This is a genomic window from Sphingobium agri, from assembly GCF_023051225.1.
Taxonomy (GTDB): Bacteria; Pseudomonadota; Alphaproteobacteria; order Sphingomonadales; family Sphingomonadaceae; genus Sphingobium; species Sphingobium agri.
On record NZ_JALKHS010000006.1, the window covers coordinates 67,047 to 90,551 of the forward strand.

11 protein-coding genes are annotated in these 23,505 nt (G+C 59.3%); all 11 read left to right on the plus strand.

Features of this window, described 5'->3' with window-relative positions:
- Positions 1-127 precede the first annotated feature (127 nt).
- The 11 genes from MU848_RS03645 (at position 128) to MU848_RS03695 (ending at position 23,360) form a co-directional block, all read left to right on the plus strand.
- Positions 128-14,974: a Calx-beta domain-containing protein gene (locus tag MU848_RS03645; protein WP_247230260.1), complete on the plus strand. Its 14,847-nt coding sequence runs from the start codon at positions 128-130 to the stop codon at positions 14,972-14,974.
- A gap of 43 nt (positions 14,975-15,017) precedes the next feature.
- On the plus strand, positions 15,018-15,521 hold the full coding sequence (locus MU848_RS03650) for a toxin-activating lysine-acyltransferase (protein ID WP_247230261.1): 504 nt from the start codon (positions 15,018-15,020) through the stop codon (positions 15,519-15,521).
- A gap of 516 nt (positions 15,522-16,037) precedes the next feature.
- Positions 16,038-16,517, plus strand: coding sequence for a DUF3489 domain-containing protein (locus tag MU848_RS03655; RefSeq protein ID WP_247230262.1), 480 nt, complete (start codon positions 16,038-16,040; stop codon positions 16,515-16,517).
- Positions 16,517-16,930, plus strand: coding sequence for a DUF2924 domain-containing protein (locus MU848_RS03660; protein WP_247230263.1), 414 nt, complete (start codon positions 16,517-16,519; stop codon positions 16,928-16,930). Before MU848_RS03655 ends, MU848_RS03660 begins: the two co-directional genes overlap by 1 nt.
- Positions 16,927-18,591 (plus strand): recombinase family protein, encoded by a 1,665-nt coding sequence (locus tag MU848_RS03665; RefSeq protein ID WP_247230264.1) that lies wholly within the window; start codon positions 16,927-16,929, stop codon positions 18,589-18,591. The genes MU848_RS03660 and MU848_RS03665 overlap by 4 nt, the downstream gene beginning before the upstream one ends.
- 177 nt (positions 18,592-18,768) lie before the next feature.
- Positions 18,769-19,116: an ArsR/SmtB family transcription factor gene (locus MU848_RS03670; RefSeq protein WP_247231638.1), complete on the plus strand. Its 348-nt coding sequence runs from the start codon at positions 18,769-18,771 to the stop codon at positions 19,114-19,116.
- Entirely contained in the window at positions 19,113-19,781 is a 669-nt protein-coding gene (locus tag MU848_RS03675) for an aquaporin (protein WP_247230265.1), read from the plus strand. Before MU848_RS03670 ends, MU848_RS03675 begins: the two co-directional genes overlap by 4 nt.
- Positions 19,774-20,184 (plus strand): arsenate reductase (glutaredoxin), encoded by a 411-nt coding sequence (gene arsC, locus MU848_RS03680; protein WP_247230266.1) that lies wholly within the window; start codon positions 19,774-19,776, stop codon positions 20,182-20,184. The genes MU848_RS03675 and arsC overlap by 8 nt, the downstream gene beginning before the upstream one ends.
- 652 nt (positions 20,185-20,836) lie before the next feature.
- A complete protein-coding gene (locus MU848_RS03685; protein ID WP_247230267.1) occupies positions 20,837-21,373 on the plus strand; it encodes a hypothetical protein in 537 nt (178 codons plus the stop codon).
- A gap of 214 nt (positions 21,374-21,587) precedes the next feature.
- Positions 21,588-22,061 carry a hypothetical protein gene (locus tag MU848_RS03690; RefSeq protein WP_247230268.1) on the plus strand — a complete coding sequence of 158 codons (474 nt, stop codon included), beginning with the start codon at positions 21,588-21,590 and terminating at the stop codon, positions 22,059-22,061.
- Positions 22,062-23,057: 996 nt separating this feature from the next.
- Positions 23,058-23,360 (plus strand): hypothetical protein, encoded by a 303-nt coding sequence (locus tag MU848_RS03695; protein WP_247230269.1) that lies wholly within the window; start codon positions 23,058-23,060, stop codon positions 23,358-23,360.
- The last annotated feature ends 145 nt before the right edge of the window (positions 23,361-23,505 follow it).

Below are 23,505 nucleotides of genomic sequence, written 5' to 3' on the forward strand. Positions count from 1 at the left end.
GGCCGTGAATGGTGCTCAAATCCCCGGTCCGGGAACACGTTCTGCGGGTGGAGTATTCGTGTATGATGCACAACGTTCTGGATGGGCCCTTGACCCAACGGTCAGGACACAGAACGGGTATGCGAATGTGGTACTCGTTGGGGCAAGCGTTGCAGATGCCAATTTAATTGAGAGTCTTATCTCTCCTGGATCGGAGTTCGCCGCGTTTCTGAAGGTGAATGCTCTCCCGCAGCCACTAAGCGATGGACTGCCGCGCAGTGATAATGATGCCAACTACATTCTGATAGACTATGCGCCTCGACATGAGGCTATCGGAGGATCCCTGGACAAGGATACGCAATTCATCTCCGCTTCGTCGGTGCCGGGAGCGTCCGCGTTCAATGTAAATCAAGTAATAAAAAATCTAGATATGTCCATTGCTGGTGATATAAGCTATCAATCCAGAGAATTCAGAATTTCAGTCGATGGTATAATCAACGTAAATACGTTGGTGCCAGTAGCGGCAGGAAGTGATCTAAGAGCTGCCGCCATGCTGGCGAATACGTCGGCTTCTCCGGTCAGAGTAGGTGGCATTGATTTTTACAGTGCCGGAGATCTCAACGACAAATTTTATGCGAATGTGTATGGTGTAAAAAACGCTGACGCTGTTAGAGCGGCTACCATAATCCACGAGGGTGTTGGTCATGGTGAGGTTGCGAGGAATAGCGCCGGTGGCGCAACATTCCGTGGACACTACTCTGTTTATGATGATCTGTTCTCGTCACCCTCTTTGAAGTCAGACAGCTTAGTAAGGGATTTCCGAATAGATACGGGAGACATTCTGGCGGATCCCGTTCTACTGAAAGAATATAACTACCTAAAAATCAATAACCTTTTGGTAGATGCGGCAGGAAATCCCGATCCACTTGGAAATTATTATCTGCAGAAAAAGGTTCAAGTATACCAAAGAACAATAGCCAGCTTATCCGATGAGCTTTCGGTAAAGCTGGGTCGAGAGCCTACTATCGCCGATCTGCGTGCTGCTGACACTGATGGGATTTTAGAAAAACTTACGTCTGCCCGCCAAATTGTTCGTATAAATATAGATGGCGGAGATTCGAAGTTCTCAATACGAGATTTTCTCGATGATACGATCAGTGGTATTACGATCGTTGATGGCGGGCAGTTAGGGCAAGCACTGGGGACAGCTCTCGGTTTAAGGCTGACATCTGACCCGTTTGGACAGGTTGTGTCGTCGGGTTTGCTGAGCACAGCGCTTGGTGCCCTGGGAGAATTCGTTGATGAGCGGATCTTCGGCGGCATCTCCACTACTAACTTCCTCAATGGTAAAACACCCGTTGATCCAGCCACAGGGAAACCCACTGTGGGCTTTGGAGAGAACCTTGGTTCGACACTGCTTGCTAACATCAAGGGTGCGGGGATAGGCGCTCTTTCCTCATATCTTGCTGCGGAACTGTTCCAGGCACTCGGAATTGAAGGCCTACCGGGCGAAGTAGCGGATAGCGTCGGTGGCGCTGTCGTCAGCAGGGTGATTACCAACATTTCGCTCTCGTCAACGGCTAATACGCCCTTCGCAGGAGTTGATCTTTCTCTCGTCGCGAATGCGGTCGGATCTTTCATAGGGACGAGGTTGGCTGCGGAGATTCACTCCTTCGACAGCGTCGGTGGGCAGATCGGCGCAGCTACTGGGGGTATGATCGGCGGGTTCACCGCTACCGCCGTCATGGCATCAATCAAGGGCGTAGAACTTGGTGCTGCCGGAGTTAGCCTCGCCGAGGTCGGTGCGGCCGCCGTCAAATTCGCGTTGGCTAATCCTGTGGCAGCCATCGCGATCGTTGCAGGAATTGTCCTATTAGAGACTTTGTTAGGAGGATTGATCGGATCGATTTTCGGTGGGACGCCGAGGTCGGGTGCCGATACGACTTGGGACTCAGGCCGACAGCAGTTTGGCGTCTCCAACTCTTGGTCACGGAAGGGGGGATCGAAGGACGCGGCAAAGAGCCTCGCCGGTGCAGTTGGGCAGAATCTCAACTCTCTTCTTAACGCCACCGGGAGCATGTTGCTCGATCCGGAATCCGTCCAGTCCGGCAGCTATGGCATGCGGAAAAAGAAATACACCTATCGCCCAGTCGGTGGCGGAAGCGACCGTGGCGATATCACTGCGTCGTTCTCCGGTTCGAAAGGCGCGGAGAAACTGATCAAACACGGCACCTATCTTGCCTTATCAGACATGGTGGGCCAACTGGCTGGCGGTGATATCTATATAAAGCGTGCGCTTGCCTCCAGTGTGTTGAATGCGGGCGGAAATCCGAACAGTAACTCTGCCGGGGCCGCTGGCCAGTTCGAAATGACGACCCTGCTAGGGGATATTTCTGTCGCCGGCGATTACGGCAGCTATCTATCAAATTCCACGGCGATCAATGCGCTTATAGCGGCAGATCCAGAAACATCCTTTGCTGCTGGCTGGCTAATTACTCTGGCTCGCGCAGGGGAATTGGGTCTCAATAAGAGAGCCTCAACCGACTGGATCGGTGGCTTTCAAACATTTCTTGATGAAGCACGAGATGGTGCCCTTGATGGTATTGGTCTCAATGTAAGCCAAATGGGGTTTGGCATCGATGACACCACAGGATTGCGATATTGGTCTGTATCGGACAGTGACGACAGCATTCTTGGCTTCATCGAAGACACGATCGAGGCAGGATCGCAGACGACCATTACTGGGACCTCGGGTACCGACGTCATTGACCTTCGCACGGGCTTGCTCGCTGACCAGCGCGGCTACACTGTCAATGGTCACCTTAACGATGACATCGCGGTCACAGGTTCCGATTTCACCGCGCTGAACTCCGCCGTAACCTTCGCGGCAACCGATCTGCGCAAGACAGTTGTCGTGACCCTCGCCAATGACGGTGTCGCAGAAGCTCTAGAAACCTTCAACTCCTCGCTATCCAATGCGCCGGCCATGCAGATCATGGGCAGTGCCGCCATTGCAACCGTGATCGATGGCGCAGCGGCCCTGCCGACCCTCATGGTCGGCAACAGCTATGCCTATGAGAATGACGGCTACGCGGTGTTCCGACTGTCGCTCTCCAAAGCGTCGACCACCGCAATCACGCTCAGCCTCACACTTGCGAATGACAAGGCTTCCGGTCTTGGCGTGGATTATGGCAGCACCGGCGCGGGCAATATTCAGGTCTCCACAAATGGCACGACCTGGACAGATGCGACCAGCGCGACCTTCGCCGCAGGCGCAACCGAACTCTTTGTTCGAACGGCTATTGTCGCCGACAATATCGCCAATCCTGCCTATGTGCCCGGCAACGGTCAGCCCGAAATACTGAATGTCGAAGGTAACGAGCGCTTTAGGCTGAACGCGGTCGTGACTGCAGGTGGTTCGGCGCTCGCTAATGGCACGCAGACCGTGTCCGGCACGGGTACGATCGTCGATGGCGCTGGAACGCAGCCGCTTGTCTGGATCGACAATGTCGTGACCGACGAGGCTTCTGGGCAGGCGAAGTTCACGATCTCTCGCTCGCGAACCCTGGCGAGTTCCACGACGGTCAATTTCGCAACCTCAGACCGGCGAGTGCTGAACATCGACATTGCCGCGACCGTCGATGGCGGTGGAGGCAACGACACGATCTACGCCTCCAATCTCGGCGACAATATCTTCGGCGGCGCGGGTAATGATACGCTTTATGGCGGTCGGCTCGACGACTGGCTGCTGGGCGGCGATGGCGACGACGTCATTGATGCCGGCACGCAGGATGCCAACGCGCTGGGCGGGGATGGCAACTATCTCGATGGCGGCGCAGGCAATGACATACTGAAGGGCCGCGAAGGCTCGGATTGGCTTGAGGGCGGCGACGGCATCGATACACTGGCGGGCGGCGCGGGTGATGATATCCTGGCCGGCGGCGCCGGCGAAGGCGACAGCCTTAAAGGAGGCAGCGGATCCGACCAGTATCTGGTGCGGCGCGGCGACGGCGCGGACATCGCTGAAGAAGATGCAACCGGTGCGCCGGCTTCTACAGGAGCGGGCGATGCCATCACGCAGCGCATGGCGGCCATAGCTGCAGGGAGCGTGAAGCGAGATTGGGTTGGAGCCTCGGCGGGTGTCCAAGGCGGTAAGGTCACGGGCGGCGAGGACGCGATAGTCTTCGGCGCGGGGATCGGGATCGGCGACATCAAACTCCAGCGCTCGGGTACGAGCGCAGCGCCGGGCAACGATCTGCTCGTGATCGTGATGACGACCGTCAACGGTGTCGAAACCGACAGTGGCACGCGGTTGGTCGTGAAGGACTGGTTCACCAATCCGTTCAAGCGCATCGAATGGCTGAAGTTCGCCGACGGGAACGAGATCCGTGTCGGTGATATCACCAGCTTTGTGGGGGGCGGGGCAGGTAACGACGTTCTCGTCGGTACCGTCGGCAACGACTTCGTCTATGGCGGCGCTGGCAACGACAAGCTCTATCTGCTGGGGGGGAGCGACATCGGCAATGGCGGCACCGGCGACGACATGGTCGCGGGCGATACCGGCCGCGACCTCCTGATCGGCGGTCTTGGCAATGACGAGCTGATGGGCGGCGCTGGTTGGGACGCGATCACCGGCGATGATGGGGCTGACGACATCTACGGAGGCGCCGACCGTGACGTCCTCTCGGGCGGTCGGGGCGATGGCGACCTTGTGGTCGGCGGCGCCGGCGACGACACCTTCAAATATGCGCGCGGCGACGGGCAGGACACCTATTTCGACGAATTCGCCAACTACTGGAGCGTGGTGTGGACCGCCGCTGGTAGCTGGAACACCGCTGCTGGCTTCAGCCAGAATACCATCACGGGAGAGGTAACAGGTCCTGGTGGTGTCCTCATCCGCCGGAATTTCGGCACGGCAGCGGAGCCGGATCTGCGTTGGCTCGGCCGCTATGACTATGACAGCGCTTCGCAGACTCTCAAGCTGTTTACTCCGCCCGCCAACGCATCGACGATCACTGCGAATGCTGGTGTCGACACGATCGAGTTCGCGCCGGGCATCAACATTCAGGACGTAATCCTGCGCCGTCCTTCGGGCACCAACGACCTAGTGCTTGCGATCAGCAGCGAGAATGAGGAACTCTCGGACACCTCGCTTGCCAGGGACAGTATTACGATCAAGGACTGGTATCTGGCACCGGGCCAGATCGAGAAACTCGCCTTCTATCAGACTGGCGTGCTGGACATCACCGCGAGCAAAACATCACTGATTGCGGGTACGGACGGCGCCGATGGCACGACGGCCGCTCCGCTCACCGGGACCGCCATCGCGGACTGGATCACCGGCGGGGCCGGGGACGACGTTATCGCAGGCGGCGAGGGCAACGACATTCTTGCCGGCAATAGCGGCTTCGATACGTTGCGAGGAGAAAGCGGCGACGACGTCCTTTATGGCGGCGCTGGTAACGACATGCTCGACGGCGGTTCGGGCAAGGATGTGCTCGTGGGAGGAGCGGGCGAGGATACCGCCTCATATGCGTCCAGCACTTCAGCGGTTCGCGTGGCCCTCTCGGCCGCTTGGTCGAACTCAGGCGCGGCCGCCGGCGACGAATATTATTCGATAGAGAACATCCTTGGTGGATCAGGTTCGGATACCTTGCTGGGCGATGCGGGTCAGAATGAGATCACCGGCGGAGCAGGCTATGATGCTCTCCGGGGAGGATATGGGGACGATACCTATATCTGGAATGTCGGAGACGGCGGAGACACCATCTATGACGCTGACTTTGTTGTTGAGGAGGCGGTCACCACAGCCGGTACCCTGAGCGCCGGATACAGCGTCAAATCCTGGGCGAAGACGGGTACGTCTGATGCTGCGACAGGCAACCTCTACTGGCGCCTGCAGATCCAGGCAGCTGATGGCACGATCGTCTACGACAATGCGACCTACAGCTATGCGCCAAGCGCCACGCCCGCTGTGCCGACCCCGTCGGCCTATATCCAGGCAGGTTGGCTCTTGGGCTTCTCCCGCTCAAGCGGACAGCAGGTCACCCGCTCCAAATATGATAGCGCGGTCAATGCGGGCGATGACGAACTCGAGTTCGGCCAGGGCATCAGCCTGAATGACCTTACGTTCATCAGGAACGGCAATGATCTGGTGGTGCGCTATGGGGGATCGACAGCTTCGCAGGTTACAATTCAGGGACAGCTACTGACCAACAGCGCCATCGAAACCCTCAAGCTTAACGACGGCCTGTCGCTTTCCCTGAGCAGCATCCTGGTCGCCAGCTCGGCCACACAGGTCGTCGGTACGGCGGCCGATGATCTCATCGTCGGAAGAACCGGCACACTCGCTGACAATCTGTCCGGCGGCGACGGCAACGATGTCCTTGTCGGATATGCGGGCGACGACCTCCTCTATGGCGGAAATGGCGACGATGTCTTCGAGGGTGGCCTTGGCGCCGACCGGCTCGAAGGCGGCGCCAATAGCCTGGCCAGCGATGGGCCGGAAGCAGGCGACACGGCGCGTTATGTCCGCTCTGCTGCGGCCGTCGCGATCGATCTGACCCTGGTGACCGCGCAGGGAGGCGCTACCGGCTCGGATTCGATCGGCGATATTCTGGTCGGCATCGAGAATGTCGTGGGCTCGGCCTTTGGTGACACGCTGACGGGTGATGCGAACGACAATCGCCTGTTCGGTCTGGAAGGCGCGGACACTCTGCGGGGCGGGGCAGGCAATGACATAGTCGTAGGCGATGCCGGGAATGACGTTCTTTATGGTGACGCCGGCGAGGATGGTCTTGCGGGCGGCGATGGCGACGACACCCTCTACGGCGGCAGCGAAAACGATCAGCTCGACGGCGGGGAGGGGAATGACAATATCTACGGCGAGGCTGGCGACGACACGCTGACCGGCCAGGCGGGCGCGGACCTCCTTGACGGCGGCGACGGCAATGACAAACTTGTCGGCGGCAGCGGAGGCGACCAGCTGATCGGCGGGGTCGGTGACGACACGCTGGCGGGCGGAACGGGCAACGACAATCTCCAGGGTGGCGTCGGAAACGACAGCTATGCGTTCGACGCATGGTCAGGTTCGGACACGCTGATCGACACCGATGGCAGCAACGTTGTCACGTTCGATAGCAGCGTCGCCTATGACAGGCTCTGGCTGACCCGGGTCGGCAATGACCTGCGAGTAGCCGTAATCGGCGGCGATACGCAGATCACGGTGACTGGCTTCTTCCTTGGAACCGGACAGAGCCGCATCCATGCGATGCAGACGACGACGCATGTCCTCTTCCTCGATCACCCCGATACGCTCAACCTTGTTAACGCCATGACGGCGGCAACAACGACGCCGTCGGTCACGCCTGTTGCCATGCCCGGAGCGGTCACGCCGCTTCTCGCCACCTACTGGCATGCGGGCGACAAGGCGGCGCCGACCGGTCCGGCAACGCCTCGTGCGCTCACGCTCGCGGAAGATGCGGTCATCAACGTGGACGGGGCCTATGGCGTTATCGATCACGACCAGAATGTCACGGGTTACAGCCTGAAGGCTGGCTCCGGTCCCGCCTTGGGCACGATCAGCAACTTCAACCCGGCTACTGGCGCGCTCACCTATACGCCCTTCGCCGACGCCAATGGCGCCGACAGCTTCGTGGTGATTGCGACCGATGCGGATGGCCATTCGGTCGAGCTTGTGATCAATGTCACGATCAATCCGGTGAACGACGCCCCGCGGAATATAGCGGTCGGTGGCGGTGGCAGCCTGACCGTCCTTGAAAGCGCTCCGGCCAGCACGACCTCAAACGGTACGGTGATCGGCCAATTCACCGCGCTCGATGTGGAAGGCGATACGATCACCTATTCGCTCGCCGATAACGCGGGCGGGCGCTTTACGATCACGGCGACGGGAGAGCTGCGCGTTCTCAACGCCAGTCTGCTGGACCGGGAGGCCTCAGCTTCGCACGTCATCCAAGTGAAGGCTACTGATGCGCTGGGGGCCGCCACGACCACTGCATTCACCGTCCTGATCGGGAATGTGAATGAAGCGCCAAATGCTCCCGTACTGGGAACCTCACGTGGAATTGCATCGGAATTTGTCTCGGGCGTCAGTAGCGCCAATGTCAGTACTTGGGTGGCCAATTTCACGACCAGTGATCCGGACGGCGCTCCGGCGCCTGCGCTGGCGTTCGTGGCGGACGCAACCGGCAATCCGGGAAATCGCTTCAAAATCGTCGGTAACCAGATACAGTTCGCGGTCGAACCCGATTTTGAGGCGCTGAGTGCGGCCGGCTTCGCCATCGCGGACAGTGATGGGGATGGTCTGGGCGAGATCACGCTGACTGGCAAGGTCGTCGCGAACGATGGTTCACTGAACTCAGCGGCGTCCACCAGCTTCTCGGTCAGAATCGAGGATGTGAACCAGCAGCAGACCGCGATTACATTGGGCGGCAAGGCCGCCTCGATCGATGAGCGCGACCGGCTTGCCGCAGGAACGGCACGACCGGCTGTGGTTCTTGGCGCCTTGAGTGTGACCGATCCCGATCTGCCCGGTCAGCTCACAGGACAACATAGCTACACCGTTTTCGAAGGAGCTTCGACAAGCGCAAGCACGCGCTTCGCCGTGAACGCCAGCAACCAGCTGGTACTGCTCGCAAACCAGAGCCTGGATTTCGAAACTGACGGTGCGTCGATCACGCTAAGGGTGCGCGCAAAGGACAAGTCCGCAAGCCCGCTCAGCCTCGATCAGACCTTCAGCTTTTCCATCGCGAATGTTGACGATGTTATCGACGGGACGGCTTCGGCCGATACGCTCACCGGCCAGCAGAACCGTGACATACTCAGGGGGCTTGCCGGAGATGACATTCTGTCGGGCCTGGCAGGGAACGACCAGCTCGAGGGTGGCGACGGCAATGACACACTGAATGGTGGCGACGGCGATGATACGCTCCTCGGTCAGACCGGCAACGACACGCTCGCAGGCGACGCGGGTAATGACACTTTGTCCGGCGGCGACGGCGATGACGTGCTAAATGGGGGCGTCGGTGACGATACGCTGAATGGCGATGCCGGCAATGATGGTGTAAGGGCCGCCGGAAGCGATGTCTGGCGTGGCTTTGTCGCAGCCGGTCTTGTCGGAGGGGATGGCAACGACACCCTCAATGGCGGCGATGGCGACGATTATCTCGAAGGTGGCCTCGGAGCGGATCAGCTCTCGGGCGGGCTCGGCTTCGATGGCGTGTCCTATCAGGCGTCCACGGCCGCGGTGACGGTCAATCTTGCCCTTGGAACAGGCGCTGGCGGCAGCGCGCAGGGCGACACGCTGACCGGTATCGAGCTTGTCCAGGGCTCGGCTTTTGCCGACACGATTACAGGTTCGGCCGGCGACGATGTCCTGTATGGCGGCGACGGCAACGATACGATCAGGGGCGGCGCCGGCAACGACCATCTGCTCGGCGGGGCGGGCGATGATTATCTGGACGCGGAAGCAGGGGACGATTTCCTCGACGGCGGCGCCGGCAATGACATCATGATCGGAGGAACCGATAACGACGTCTACTTCATCGGCCGCAACCAGGGCAGCGACCGGATCCGCAACTTCGACTCCACCGGCGCCAATTTTGACCAGATCAGTTTCGATGCGACCATCCTCTATACGGATGTCTGGTTCGACCGCGTGGATGACACGGGCGAGGTAAACGCTTCGGGCGCGCATCTTCGGATGACGGTCCTTGGGCAGAATGGTCCCGAAGGCACGGCGATCGTCGAGAACTGGTATATCAGTCCCGACCACGGATTACCGGACAGCTATTTCAAGATCGACCTCATCTCCGATGGAGCTGCACGCGCGGCGCTGCCCGTGAACGTCGATGCGCTGGTGTCGCTAATGGCGGGCATTCCGGTCGGCAGCCGACCCACGACTCAGGCGCAGATGACGGCGCTGCGCAGCGGCAACCAGAATTTCAGCAATGGTATGGAGGATTACTGGGGCCGCCTGAGCGCTCCTAAAATCAGCGACACCGTGGCGATCAGTGGCGTCGAGCCGTTGGACAACGGCTCACAGACCGTGAGTTTCACCGTGCGCGCCTGGTTCCAGGATGATCAGGGGCTGGGGATCACGATCCCGGCGAGCCAGATCGATCTCACGCTGACCGCGACTGGCGGCAATGTGCTGTCCAACTATGTCACGGCGGTGAACTATGGAACGCCGGACGCGAGTGGCAATCGCACCGTCACGCTCACCCTGGCGCCCAACGCCAGCACGCACCTGCTGCCAGGCGGTACTCTGCCCCTGCAGCTTCAGGCGCAGATTCGAGGCACGACCCGGACGGCACTGGATGCGGGCGGCATCGCGCTCACCATTTCGCCGACGGCGGACACCGCCTCGTTCACCCAGTTGGCGAGTACAGGTGGCAATGCGGGCACCTATATCCCCCTGTCGGTTGCCGCAACGTCCCCGGATGTCGACGGCTCGGAGCGGGTGGATATCCTGATCAAAGGCCTGCCATCTGGCTACAGCCTGACCAATTCTGCCGGAACCGCCGTGGGGGCATGGGACGCCACCAACAACTGGTGGCGCCTCACCACGGCCCAGCTGAGCGGGCTGAGGTTGTCCGTGCCCGCTGGACGTTATGAGAATGCACCGCTCCAGTTCGCTGCGCAGTCAATCGACGGCAGCTCAACCCGGACGAGCGCGTGGAGCGCGTTGACAATCATTGTCAATGGCGCGCCGACCAACGTCACATTGGCCGGTTCGGTAGCGGAGAATGCCGGGAACGGCACTTTCGTGGGAACTCTTACCGGCATTGATCCCGACACCAGCGAAGGTGTGGCGGCGCCATCGAGCTTCCAACTCCTTAATGATGCTGGGGGGCGCTACCGTCTCGACCCTGCGGACAGCAGCAGACTGCTCGTCAACAATGGCGGCGCCAATCTCGACTTCGAGGCGGCTAACAGGGATGTGCTCAATACGATCACCGTGCGCGTGACTGACGGCAATGGGCTTTTCAGGGACGTCAGCCTTGTTGTGCCTGTGACGAACGTCAATGAGACACCTAATGCGCCAGGTGGCGGCTCGACGGTCTGGTCCTTTTTCGACGAGACTGGGCTCGGCGCCAATCCAGCGGTGGGAGGCGCAGGTGTGGCATCGTTTGGTCTTAGCGACCCCGATGGCGGGACTCCGGCGCTCCAGTTCGCTCCAGGGGGCAACCCGAACAACTGGTTCACCATCGCAGGCAATCAGGTCCGCTTCAGTGCAGGCACCAGCTATGACTTCGAGTGGTTCCGCGCTAACGGCTATGGCATTTATGACTGGAACGGCGACGGGCGCCTGGATGCACATATTGCGGATGTGACGGTTCGCGCCAGCGATGGCGCGCTCACGTCTGGAAACACGCTGCTGCAGGTGTTCATTTCCGACGTGAATGAGCGCCCGAACAATCTGATCATCGAAGCTGCCAATCTCTTTTCCGAGACTCTGAACGGTGACACGTCTCACTCAGGGCAGCTCATCGCGCGCTTCACGATGGCGGACCCGGATGGGCCTTCACCCAATCTGGTGATCGTCGGTGGAAATCAGAATGGCTGGTTCCAGAGCGTTTATGGCAATCATCTCGCCTTCTCGCCCGGCGTCAATTTCACGGCTGACTGGCTTCGCGCGAACAAGGGGCAATGGGGAACGGACGCCGACTTCTACTATGACACAGACGGCGACGGCCTGAAGGAAATCCGCGTCGCCACGCTGACCCTCAGGGCACAGGATGCCAACGGGGCTCAGTCCGATCCGTTCACCTACAATGTTTTCATTGAAGACAAAAACGAAGCGCCAGTCTGGGCCGCCAACCCATTCACTTTCGGGGTGAATGAAAATCCAGCCTGGTATCAGTATGTCGGAGCGGTCTCGGGATGGGATATTGACGGCCCGACAAGCGAGCTGCGCTACGTCTTCTCAAACTGGAACCGCTATTATGATGGCAATCTGGGCACCTACGTTTCGCTGACGCCGGATTCACGTTTCGTAATGACCGATGCCGGTGCTGTTTATGTGAACGGCGGTCAGGCGATGGATTTCGAGACCGGGCAGCGCAATTTCAGCTATCAGACGCTTATCTACGACAAGGCGTTCGGAGCAAACAACGCGTACAACTACGGCACGATCAACATCAACCTGCAGGATGTCGATGAGCCGCATTATCTGGTGAATGGAAGCTTCGACGTCTACGAGTCGGACACCGCGCAGGGTCCGCAGGCTCCCTTGCGCGAGACAAATGGAACGGTCATCAGCCTGGCCCAGAGGATCCTGAACGACCCGGAGCAGGGGCGAAATATCCGCTGGCAATTCACGAATGGCACTGCGGACAGTGGTCCGTGGCATATCGAGAGTGACGGAACGCTTCGGATGTACCAGGGCGTGAATTATGAAGCCGTCGCGGCGGTTTACACGCCGGTCGGGTATCCGCCTTACACGATCGTCACTTACGATCCCAACAGGGCCATCTACAGCCTGGGAGTTCAGGCGATCGATGTGGTGACGGGCCAGGTGCAGTCCTCGACCGTGACGCTTGCGGTGAAAGACTATAACGAATCCCCCATTGTGAGCATGGCGGCAACCGGAGCGAAAACGGCGCTCTCGAACGGTGTGTTCCAGATTTATACGGGCCAGACGGCTGGCGCCGTCGCCACGATTTCCGGTATCGATCCGGAGCGTGCCGGTGGGGTTACCTATCAGATTACAACGCCTGTATTCACTTCGATTACCCCCTGGACCAGCGTTGTTCCGTACACCGGCGTACAGGGCGATACGCCTGTCAGTGTGAGGCCAACCGTCAGCATCGACAGTGCCGGCAGGATCACGCTCGGCTCCGCCTGGAACGCTTCCTATGCTGCGGTAGGAGGACCACCGAACTATCAGCTGTCTTCCGTGCAGATCTGGGGGTCGTTCAAATATGAGTTCAATGTGATTGTACGGGATGCTGCCGGCAATCCGACATACACGCCCATCGTACTCCAGTTTATGGACTCGTCAGCCGTCAAACCGCCGCTTATCTTTGATCTGGACGGCGACGGGCTTGAGTTGACCTCTTTCGTCACTTCCACAGTCGCTTTCGATATGAATGGCGACGGCCAAAAGGAGAAATCCGGATGGGTGGGACCTGACGATGGCTTCCTGGCGCTTGATCGCAACGGCAACGGCCTCATCGACGACATCAGCGAGATTTCGTTCGTGGCGGACACGGAAGGCGCGCTTTCGGATCTCGAGGGCTTGCGGGCCTTCGACACTAACGGAGATGGCTTCTTCGACAGTGACGACGATCAATTCGGCGATTTTCGTATCTGGCAGGACGCCAACAGTGACGGCATCAGCCAGGAGGAGGAACTCAGGACCCTCAGCGAGCGAGGCATTGACGCCATCAATCTCACCTTGACCGTGGATGAAGCGTTCCATGATCCGCGCGAGAACTATGTTTATGGGACGACGGAGTATATCCGCGCTGACGGGAGCCGCGGCGCCGTCGGAGACGTATTCCTTGCGTCGGAACTGACGATGCCTGTCGTTGACCCCAGCTCGGCGCCCGTAGAGGAGGAGGAACTGGGGCTCGCCGCACCCATCGTGTTCGATTATGACGGCGATGGCGCGGGTCTGGTCGCGCTCAGCGACAGCAATGCCCGTTTCGACATGAACAGGGATGGCGTTGCCGACAAGACGGGCTGGATCGAGCAGGGCGATGCGCTGCTGGCGCTCGACCGCAATGGCAATGGCACGATTGACGATATCAGCGAAATTTCGTTCGTTGGTGACAAGGCTGGCGCCAAAACCGATCTGGAAGGTCTTGCCGCATTCGATAGCAATGCCGATGGCGTGTTGGACGGGGAGGACGATCGCTTCGTTGAGTTCCGCCTGTGGTTTGATCGCAATGGCAATGGCACGACCGATGCCGGTGAGCTGCTCAGCCTTGCCGAAGCTGGCATAAAGTCGATTGGGCTGACGGGACAGGCGACCGGCCAGACCGTGACTCAAGGGGCCAACATCGTCTACAATATTGCTTCCTACACTTACGGCAGCGGCCTTACTGGTCAGATCATGGACGCAGGCTTCGCGTTCAAGCCTTTATCAAAGCTGCCTGAGATTAGCTTCCAGACAAGTGAGTGGAAGGGCAAGAGCCGCAAATACGAGCTTAACTCCAGCAGTGGCAGACTCCACGTTCGGCGGCGAGACGCTGACAATCCCCTCAACCCCGGCGCGGGCCAGATCGCTCCGGCTGCTATCGTCGAGACGTCGAACGGGTTTGTGGGCATGCTTTCGACCATCATTGTCGATCTCGACAACGACGGTCTTGAAGCGCGGCGCATGAAGAAAACGAGGGCCGCATTCGATATGGATGGAGACACGATCGCCGACGACACGGGTTGGGTGAGCGGCGGCGACGGACTGCTCGTGATTGATCGCGACGGTGACGGCAGGATCACCGGACCATCCGAAATTTCGTTCCTGTCGGAAAAGGCGGATGCGAAGAGTGCCTGGGATGCCCTCGCCGTGCTCGACAACAACAGGGACGGCAAGCTCAGCAGCACGGACGCGCGTTTCGGCGAACTCAAGGTCTGGAAGGATGAGAACAGCAATGGGGTGAGCGAAGAGGGGGAGCTGAAGACGCTGGCGGACCTCGGCATCAAGGAGATTGGCCTGGCGACGGCAGCGGCTGATTCGACGGTGAGGCTTGGCTATAACATCCCGCTTTCTACGGCGCTGTTCACCAGGGAGAATGGCGTCACTGGAACGATCGGCAATGTGGCGCTCGCTTTTGATCCAAGCTCAGCAGACAGCGGTTCAACCGCTGCGGACGTGACGTCGCCGCCCGCGCTTGCCACTCAGACAGCCGCATCGCAATTGCTTCAGGCCATGAGCAGCTTCGGTGCCGCAGGCTCCGATGGGTCGTTGCAATCAATCGCGGCGAATGGCCAGAACAGCCTTGACTTGCTTGCCGCCTCGGCGGCTTGAGGATGACATGACACAAAAATCGAACAAGCCGGAAGCGGGTTCTATGGATAACGCATCACAGAACGCCCCCACGGTCAGTCATTTCCTCGGTGAGATGACATGGCTCCTCACCCAATCGCCCTTGCATAAGGAGCTGACCATCGGCGACCTCGAGTGGCTGGTAATGCCAGCCCTTATCCATCAGCAGTTCTACATGTTCCGCGATGGGCAGCAGCCGGTAGGCCTTGCCATGTGGGCAAAGTGCGGGCCAGCGGCGGTTGCAAAGCTGGAAGCGGGGGTGATCGAGCCGGAAAATCGCCTAACCTTGGAGGAGTGGGCAGATGGCGATCAGATATGGCTGATCGATCTGATCGCTCCTTTCGCGAATGCCGAAAACAGGCAGCGTGAGATCATGATTGCTGATCTGATTTCCGGACCAATGAAGGGCAAGGAATTCCGGTTCCATCAGACTGATCCCAGCACAGGCAAGCGCACCGTTCAAACCGTTTCGGCAGATGCTGCGGTAAAGCTGAAGGCGGCGATCGAAGCTGCGGCTCCGCAAACGTGATCAGCTGAAGGCTCTGTCAGGAAAGCGCCAGCCGGCCGCCACCGGCTGCAGTTCGGGTTGCGAAGGCAGGGGATCAGCTTGCCCGAAACTGTCAGTAAATGAGGTGGGCTGGCATACCGTTCGAGCTCGAAATTCCCTTCTGCTGGAGCGAACAGCACGAGCGTTGGGTCGCTGCGTAATTCAAGGCGTTGGCCTGCCCTGATCTACAGATGGTTGTGGGGGAAGCTGCACGGCGCGGCTCCCAGCGGCTTCAACGGTGACCGTAACGCGGTCTGTCATGGTGCGGCGTACTTCTGGATCGACCTTCTTCAGCGTCCCGGCCGCGCCGGAAGAATGGGGAGAGCAGTTCTACCCGAAGACTTGAGCGAGAAACCTCTCGACTTTGGGTCACACTCGAGCGAACAGCACGTACATGGATCGCAATCATGATCCATGCAGCAACCCTGACCCAATGACGGTCGGGGCTGTGGGTGGTGGGAACGGCGCTGATGCCGTTCGCTATCGAAAGGGCCACCCATGACCAGACTCAGCGATCTTCAGTGCATACTGCTTTCTGCCGCATCCCGACGCGACGACGGCTGCCTTTACCCGCTGCCCGCGGGCGTGGACCCGCGCGGTGGGGCGAAGGCTGCCGGTGCACTGATCCGGCGTCACCTTGCCGAAGAGCGGGCATCGGCAGGGTCCGAGCCGTCACTTCACATCACTGCGGCGGGGCTGAAAATTATCGGAGTAGAGACGGAGGTCCAAGCCGACAGGGGCGGGGCAGGGGAGAGCCCGCAGGCGGACGTTTCTCCGGCGCGCCCTACCAAGGCTGCACTGCTGCTGAGCCTGCTCCAGCGTCCCGGAGGCGCGGTGGTGGCCGAACTGACCGAGGCAACCGGTTGGCTGCCCCACACCGTGCGTGCGGCGCTGACGGGCCTCAGGAAGAAGGGCCATCCGGTCGAACGTGATACGCGCGAAGGCAGGACCTGTTACCGGTGCGGGACAGTTGCCTGATGAACCCGACGGAACGGCAGATCGCCGCTCTTGCGGCGATGTCCTCCGCAGCCCTGAAAGCTGAATGGCAGCGCCTTACCGGGTCTGCTCCGCCCCGTATCAGCCCCTCCATGATGCGCCTAGCTCTCGCCTGGGAATGGCAGGCAAGGGCGAATGGCGGTCTGTCCCGGCAGACCAGCCAGAAACTTGCTCAGCTCGCCGGCACAAAAAGCCGGACGGCAGAGGCGAGAGTGGGGATGCGGCTGATCCGCGAATGGAACGGTACAGCTCATGTGGTTACTGTCGGGGAAGACCGGGTGATCCGCTGGAATGGCAGGGAGTGGCGGTCCCTGAGCGAGGTCGCACGGGCAATCACGGGCACCCGCTGGTCCGGGCCCGCGTTCTTTGGCCTCAGGCGGAAGGCTGCAGCATGAAGACGGTCCGCTGCGCCATTTACACCCGCAAGTCGAGCGAGGAAGGGCTGGAACAGGACTTCAATTCTCTCGATGCACAGCGCGAAGCCTGTGCCGCCTATATCCTCTCGCAGGCGGGGGAGGGATGGACCCAGCTTGCCGAACGCTATGATGACGGCGGCATCTCGGGCGGAACACTCGAGCGCGCTGGCCTCAAACGGCTGCTCGAAGATGTCGCGAACGGCCGCGTCGACATCATCGTCGTCTACAAGGTCGATCGCCTGACGCGCTCGCTCCTCGATTTTGCGAAGCTGGTCGAAGCGTTCGATGGCGCCAGCGTTTCCTTCGTGTCGGTGACGCAGGCATTCAACACCACCACCAGCATGGGCAGGCTGACGCTCAACATGCTGCTGTCCTTCGCGCAGTTCGAACGGGAAGTGACGGCAGAGCGCATCCGGGACAAGATCGCGGCCTCGAAGGCGAAGGGCATGTGGATGGGCGGCATTCCACCGCTCGGCTATCGACCGGACGGGCGCACCCTCGCGATCGTTCCTGAACACGCAGCGATCGTTACGCACATCTTCCGGCGTTATCTCGTGATTGGCAATGTCCGGCTGCTTGCCGAGAGCCTGAAAAGGGAAGGCGTACTGGCCCCCGCACGTAGCACGGCGACCGGAAAGCATATCGGCGGCCGTCCCTTCACCCGAGGCCAGCTTTATCTGATGCTGGGCTGCCGGACCTATCTGGGCGAGATACGCCACCACGATACGGTTCATCCGGGACTGCACAGGCCCATCATCGATACCGGTCTGTGGGAACAGGTGCAGGCGAAGCTTGCCCACAACCGGCAGGGGCAGCGCTCCGGCAGACGTGCGAGCAGCCCCAGCCTGCTGGCCGGGCTGGTGCGGTGCGCCGACGGAGTCCCACTTGTTCCGGATCATGCGACCAAGGGAAAGGTTCGATACCGCTACTATGCCAGCCGGAAGGATGGGGATGACAATATCGCCCCGCTGAGACTGCCAGCCCGTGAACTGGAGAATGCTGTAACGGAGCGGCTCGCAGCCGCACTGGAAGATCCGCTCTCACTCGCAGCCGAGGCGGGTCTGGGGCTTGACGGGCATGATCTGAACCGCCTGATTGCGGCGGGTGGGCAGGCGGCTGGCGCCGCACGGGCACGGGATCGCAGCATCATGCTCGATCTCATCGAATTTGTGGAAGTTGATACCGGAAGGATCAGCATCTGCTGCTCGGGGTCAGCAATATCATCGATACTCGGCCTCGCGCCGCAGCACTCGGGACCAGTTACCCTGATTTCGGATGTCCGCCTCACCCGTTCCGGACGCGCCCTGCGGTTCATAGACGACAGCGGCGCCCGCGCCTCGGCCGAGATCGACGCGAGCCTTGTCCGGCTTCTCGCCAGGGCCCACCGATGGTGGCGGATCCTCAGGAGCGAAGCCGTCGATATCAAAACGCTGGCCCTGCGGGAAAAGGTGACCGCCTCGTGGATGACACGCGTGTTGCGGCTGGCATTCCTCTCCCCCGACGTAACAGAGGCCCTACTGTCTGGTCGGCAGGGGGGAGGGCTTGATACAGTCTCACTGCTGTCTGCTGCGGCAATCGATGGCGATTGGAAAAAGCAGGCGCAGAAATTTTGTCCTGAGGTCATGGCAGGAAATCTGTGAACGGCCTGTTAGGTGCTGTCGTAAGCCGTCTATCCGCTAACGACCAGAAGTGGAAATCTGTAGGATTGCGGTGGGTGCCGGTAAGCGGCCATTGCCAACGGTCATACAGTTCGATATTTCGGATAAATCCGAATAATCAATATAGGATTTCCAGTGGTGAAGCAGCAGCATCAGCGGGTGCAGCTACCTGACGCCGTTGAAGCACTTTCGGCGCTGGCACATGGCCACAGGCTGGCCGTATTCCGTCTGCTTGTTCGAGCGGGGGCGGAAGGCGTGCCCGCTGGAGAAATAGCGCGCGAGGTTGGGGTGTTGCCAAACACGCTCTCAACCCATCTGAACATTCTGGGACATGCAGGTTTGATCCAGTCCCGTCGAGAAGGCCGGTCGGTAATCTACTCTGCTGACTTCGAAGGAATGCGCAATCTTTTAGAGTTTCTCGTCTCGGACTGTTGCGGAGGACGGCCTGAGATATGCGCTCCGCTGGCGCAAATGGCAGAGGCCACCCAATGTTGCCCGTCCCGATGACCTTGGTTCGAAATATCGCTGCCGAGGCGTTGGGCACGGCCATGTTGCTGGCGATTGTCGTCGGCTCGGGCATTATGGGGCAGCGCCTTGCTGCCGGTAATGATGCCATCGCACTGTTGGGAAACACTATAGCGACAGGTGCGGGGTTGATCGTTCTGATCCATATGTTTGCGCCAGTGTCGGGCGCGCATTTCAACCCGGGGGTGACAATGGTTTTCCTATTGCGAGGGGAGACTGCGCCCCGCACCGCACTATTGTATGTGGCGGCGCAATTCGGTGGCGCGGTGATTGGTGTATGGGCCGCCCATACCATGTTTGCGGAACCGGTGTGGCAGATATCCACCAACCTACGCGATGGCTGGGGCCAAGGCTTTGCAGAGGCCATCGCGAGTTTTGGCCTCATTGGAACGATATTGACTACCCAACGGTCCCGACCCGATTTCACCCCCACCGCGGTCGGCCTTTATATCACCGCTGCCTACTGGTTCACCGCATCAACCTCGTTCGCCAACCCCGCCGTGACGGTCGCTCGCAGCCTTACCGATAGTTTTGCTGGGATCGCAGCATCGTCCGTTCCCCTATTCGTTATCAGTCAGATTGTGGGCGCGGTCATCGGGCTTGGGATGTTCGGCTGGCTTATAATGGAGAAGCCCACACATGCCTGAAGGCTTTCCGATCACCATTTATCACAATCCTGGCTGCGGCACCTCCCGCAACGCACTCGCAATGATCGAGGCAGCGGGGTGTGTCCCGCAGATTGTCGAATATGCCAAGGTTGGCTGGACGCGTCCGTTGCTTGAACGCCTGTTGTCCGACATGGGCACTTCGGCGCGCAACGTGCTGCGAGAAAAAGGGACCCACGCTGCCGAACTGGGCTTGCTGAATGGGCAAGTATCAGACGATGAAATCCTAGCGGCGATGATTGAGCATCCGATCCTTGTAAATCGCCCGATCGTGGTCACCCCCAAGGGCACGAAACTGTGCCGCCCATCTGAGGTCGTGCTGACGCTGCTAGACCGACTGCCCGATCAGTTCGCCAAGGAAGATGGCGAAGTTGTAAGGCCTTGAGGCGGCAGGGTATTGTGAAGGTCTGCTTTCGTCCTTGAGCAGCGGAAACCGGACAGTCCCCAATCCACCCTCCGTTGCCATTCGCCGCGCGGATTGGCGTCAATCCATCCCGCTAACCGCCTGTCCGCTGATGCCCGAAAAACCGGCCTGGCCCAAAGCAACCAGAAATTGCCGTTCGCATGTCGATTCGTTGATGCCACTAGCGGACATTCGTTCGCTTGGTAATATCGGCGGATGGATGATGGTGGATACCGGGGCGGTAGAACGCGGGGTGGTAAGTGGGCCTGCGGCATATCTTTGCTCATCACGCTCCCGATCTTCATCATCCTCTTAATGGTTGATTCCTTGGGTGACTGCGCACCTGATACTCCGTGCGGTAAGGGCTTTTGGTCGCAAGTCATGCTGCCATCTGCTGCGGTAGCGCTTATCACAGGGCTTGCGGTTCGGTGGGTGGTAAATCGGCTGCTCCACAAAGGTGAATGACGACCATAAGGTGACGTGACCGGCAATGGCAATTTTCAGTATTCTGTGAGTTACGTAAGGCTCGCGGCAGGATTGCAGGATACAATTCCACCCAGAGCGAGGCGGGAAATCCGCGAATGTTCCGCCTTACAAGGCGAAATCAAATGCGCGATAACAGGAGAGGCGGAGTATGACTGAGCAAACACCTTCATCCGAGGAGACCTCGGCGGCCACACCATTGCAAGCCGTCATCATATTGGTTGCACTAGTGCCCCTCATCGGCTTGCTTCTTGCCATTGGGCAAATGATCGGGGTCTCCGAATTCCTCTTTGCGGGCTTCCTCTTTGTTCTTTATTGGACAGGCATCAAGGGGATGGCGCCGAAGGAGTTCGCACCGGCGCTGGCAGGCTCTTTAGGTGGGCTGGGATTAGCTTACCTTGTCCATGCATTGCCCGCGCATCTTGGGATTGTTGGAGGCGTGTTGGCGGGCGCGGCCCTCGCCCTGTCGATATATCTGCTGATACGCGGACAAGCCTCAGTCATGATAAACTATGCATTCATGTTGCTTCTGACGGTCGGGACCAGCTTAGCGTTCAAGGATGACGCCCACTATGCCGCAGCCGCAGCGTCGATAATTCTCGCAGGTGCCTATACTGGTGCACTTGCCCTGGTAGGCAAAGCGGCTTCGTCACGAAGCAGCAAGGCTAAAGCCAGAACCTTGGGATGATTAGCTGTCGTTCCTGGCCCTGAAGCAGTCCATCCGCTTGCCACCCATCGTTATCGCTTGCCGCATGTTGTACACCCTGCGGCGCCTGTCACCTGCTGTGCGCGTATGTAAGTAGCGCCCGCCGCAGACAGGCATGCCTCGAACTCGAAGCCTGCCAGAAGAGGTGCGAACATTTGACGGCTTTGATGCTGCTGAATAAGGCGCGTGCATGAGGATGCCTGCGCCACTTGAGATTGCCCGCGGTATATTCGTCACGCTCTTCAGTTCGGCACTAGGCTCGATGTCAGGTACGTTGCTTCTCGCCGGATCATTGAAAGCAGAAAATATCTGGCAAGCAAGCTGGAGCGACTTGATCGGAGTCGGGGCAAGCCTGATGCCGTTTACGGGATTTGGTTCAGTCGCCGTATTACTGCCAGTCTACCTGTTTTTTCGCGATCGCGGATCGCGGAAGAAAGCCTACAGCGGAGTTGTAATCAGTGGGGTGGTCGGCGCGTTCATTATCATGTTCGCTCTCGCAGTTGGCTTCGGTGGCGTGGCCGCAGACAGTGCGCCGATATGGTTCCTTGCGCTGGGTACTCCCTACGGCTTTACCACAGGCTTGTGGTGGGTCCTCGCTCATCATGTCAGCCGCAGTCGGAGGAATGGCTACTTCCAGGACTCAGTCACCCCATTGTACCACCGGAAGTAATTCACGTCGGTCAGTTCTTATTTCGTTGCGCACTCAGAAGTTCCGTTGTCCACCCCGCACAGACTACCCGGCGCCAATTACCCTCTCTGGACAACGGTCGGACGGCTTTAAGGTGATCCACAGTGTCGTTGGCCATCAGGGATGTCGAAAGCGGGTGGTAAGCGGACTGGCGGGTTAACGACCACCTATTGCCTGTTAGCATACGCCGAGGGTAATCTTTCGGCATGAAAAGAAAGCATGTTCATGCAGGCACGGCTCTATCACTCGCCGCGTTCACGGTATCCCTGACGTTGGCAATGCTTGGCCATGCTGCAATTTCTGAGAGTGAAGCGGCTACCAACACCGTGCTTGGCATAACGGGCGCCAGCATTCTTAGCTGCGCTTACTTTATACCTCGATCCGTAGGGCTGTGGACGCGGAAGCCTTCACCACGCCGCTGATGACCGCTATCGCGCAGGGCGGTCAACCTCGCCAATGGCAAAAGCTGGTCGCTTACCGCTAGGCAGCTTTCCAATCCTTAACCGGACCAGCGGGTTATCCCAGCACAGAGCCGTTCTTGGGACGGGAGCGACGATGCCGGGTGGTTAGTGGAACTTCTGCTTCCGCCGATTTCGGTATCGCTCGCAGCAGGCAAAAAATAAGCTCACAGTCACATAGGCAGCTATTCGCATCGGAAGTTTTTCAACCGCGGAATGAAAACCATCGCGCCACCAGTCGGCACAGAACATAGCCATCAAAAGGGGAAGCAGCCAAAGCCACATGCGCTTAAGAGACCGAACCATACGATTATTCTATCCAATTCGTGGACGTCCGCAATTGGTCGCCTGCCGCTGGGCGGCTTGCAATCTCAATCGGACCAGCAGGTTATCGGCGGCATGGCATGATTCGCTGCCCACCTATGACGGTCGCGGGTGGATTGGCGACCGTCTGCTCTGGGGCAGCGTTGGCAGGATAACTGTCGTTGATGCGAGGTCCGCGATCTGCCAAACGAAGCCTATGGAGGAATGGCTTTTCATGCTTCTTGGGGAAGCCGTGGCGCAGCAAGCCACCGGCTTTCGCCCCGGTGCACGTCACGCCATAATGGTTTTCCTGACTGCACCGGATCAGGACACCGCCCGACGGAGAGCAAAAGACGTGCTCAACAAGTGCCACTGGTCCGAAGGTGCTGTAACGCGGATTAAGCATCTGCTCGATCCGGACCTCATTGAAGACGATATCCTGCGTTCGGCAGCAGAGACAGCTTTGCTTCAAGGGGACGCAATCGTCGTCTATAAGGACGAACTTCGTCACGACGGTTGAGGGGAAGGGGACTGTCCGCTGTTGTGCCGCTAAGCCCCAAGTCGGCAGCAATATGCAGACGATAATCGCTGACCAAGCCGAGATGGGGGTTACTCGACAGGATTGGTCTAGGCGATTATTGCAGCAGGAAGCATCGCCGCGAGAG

What these genes read in the sequence shown, in the direction of transcription:
- MU848_RS03660 (WP_247230263.1), top strand. Translation starts at nt 16,517, where the DNA reads ATGAACCCGACGGAACGGCAGATCGCCGCTCTTGCGGCGATGTCCTCC.
- MU848_RS03690 (WP_247230268.1), top strand. Translation starts at nt 21,588, where the DNA reads ATGCCTGCGCCACTTGAGATTGCCCGCGGTATATTCGTCACGCTCTTC.
- MU848_RS03650 (WP_247230261.1), top strand. Translation starts at nt 15,018, where the DNA reads ATGGATAACGCATCACAGAACGCCCCCACGGTCAGTCATTTCCTCGGT.
- MU848_RS03655 (WP_247230262.1), top strand. Translation starts at nt 16,038, where the DNA reads ATGACCAGACTCAGCGATCTTCAGTGCATACTGCTTTCTGCCGCATCC.
- MU848_RS03675 (WP_247230265.1), top strand. Translation starts at nt 19,113, where the DNA reads ATGACCTTGGTTCGAAATATCGCTGCCGAGGCGTTGGGCACGGCCATG.
- arsC (WP_247230266.1), top strand. Translation starts at nt 19,774, where the DNA reads ATGCCTGAAGGCTTTCCGATCACCATTTATCACAATCCTGGCTGCGGC.
- MU848_RS03695 (WP_247230269.1), top strand. Translation starts at nt 23,058, where the DNA reads ATGGAGGAATGGCTTTTCATGCTTCTTGGGGAAGCCGTGGCGCAGCAA.
- MU848_RS03665 (WP_247230264.1), top strand. Translation starts at nt 16,927, where the DNA reads ATGAAGACGGTCCGCTGCGCCATTTACACCCGCAAGTCGAGCGAGGAA.
- MU848_RS03685 (WP_247230267.1), top strand. Translation starts at nt 20,837, where the DNA reads ATGACTGAGCAAACACCTTCATCCGAGGAGACCTCGGCGGCCACACCA.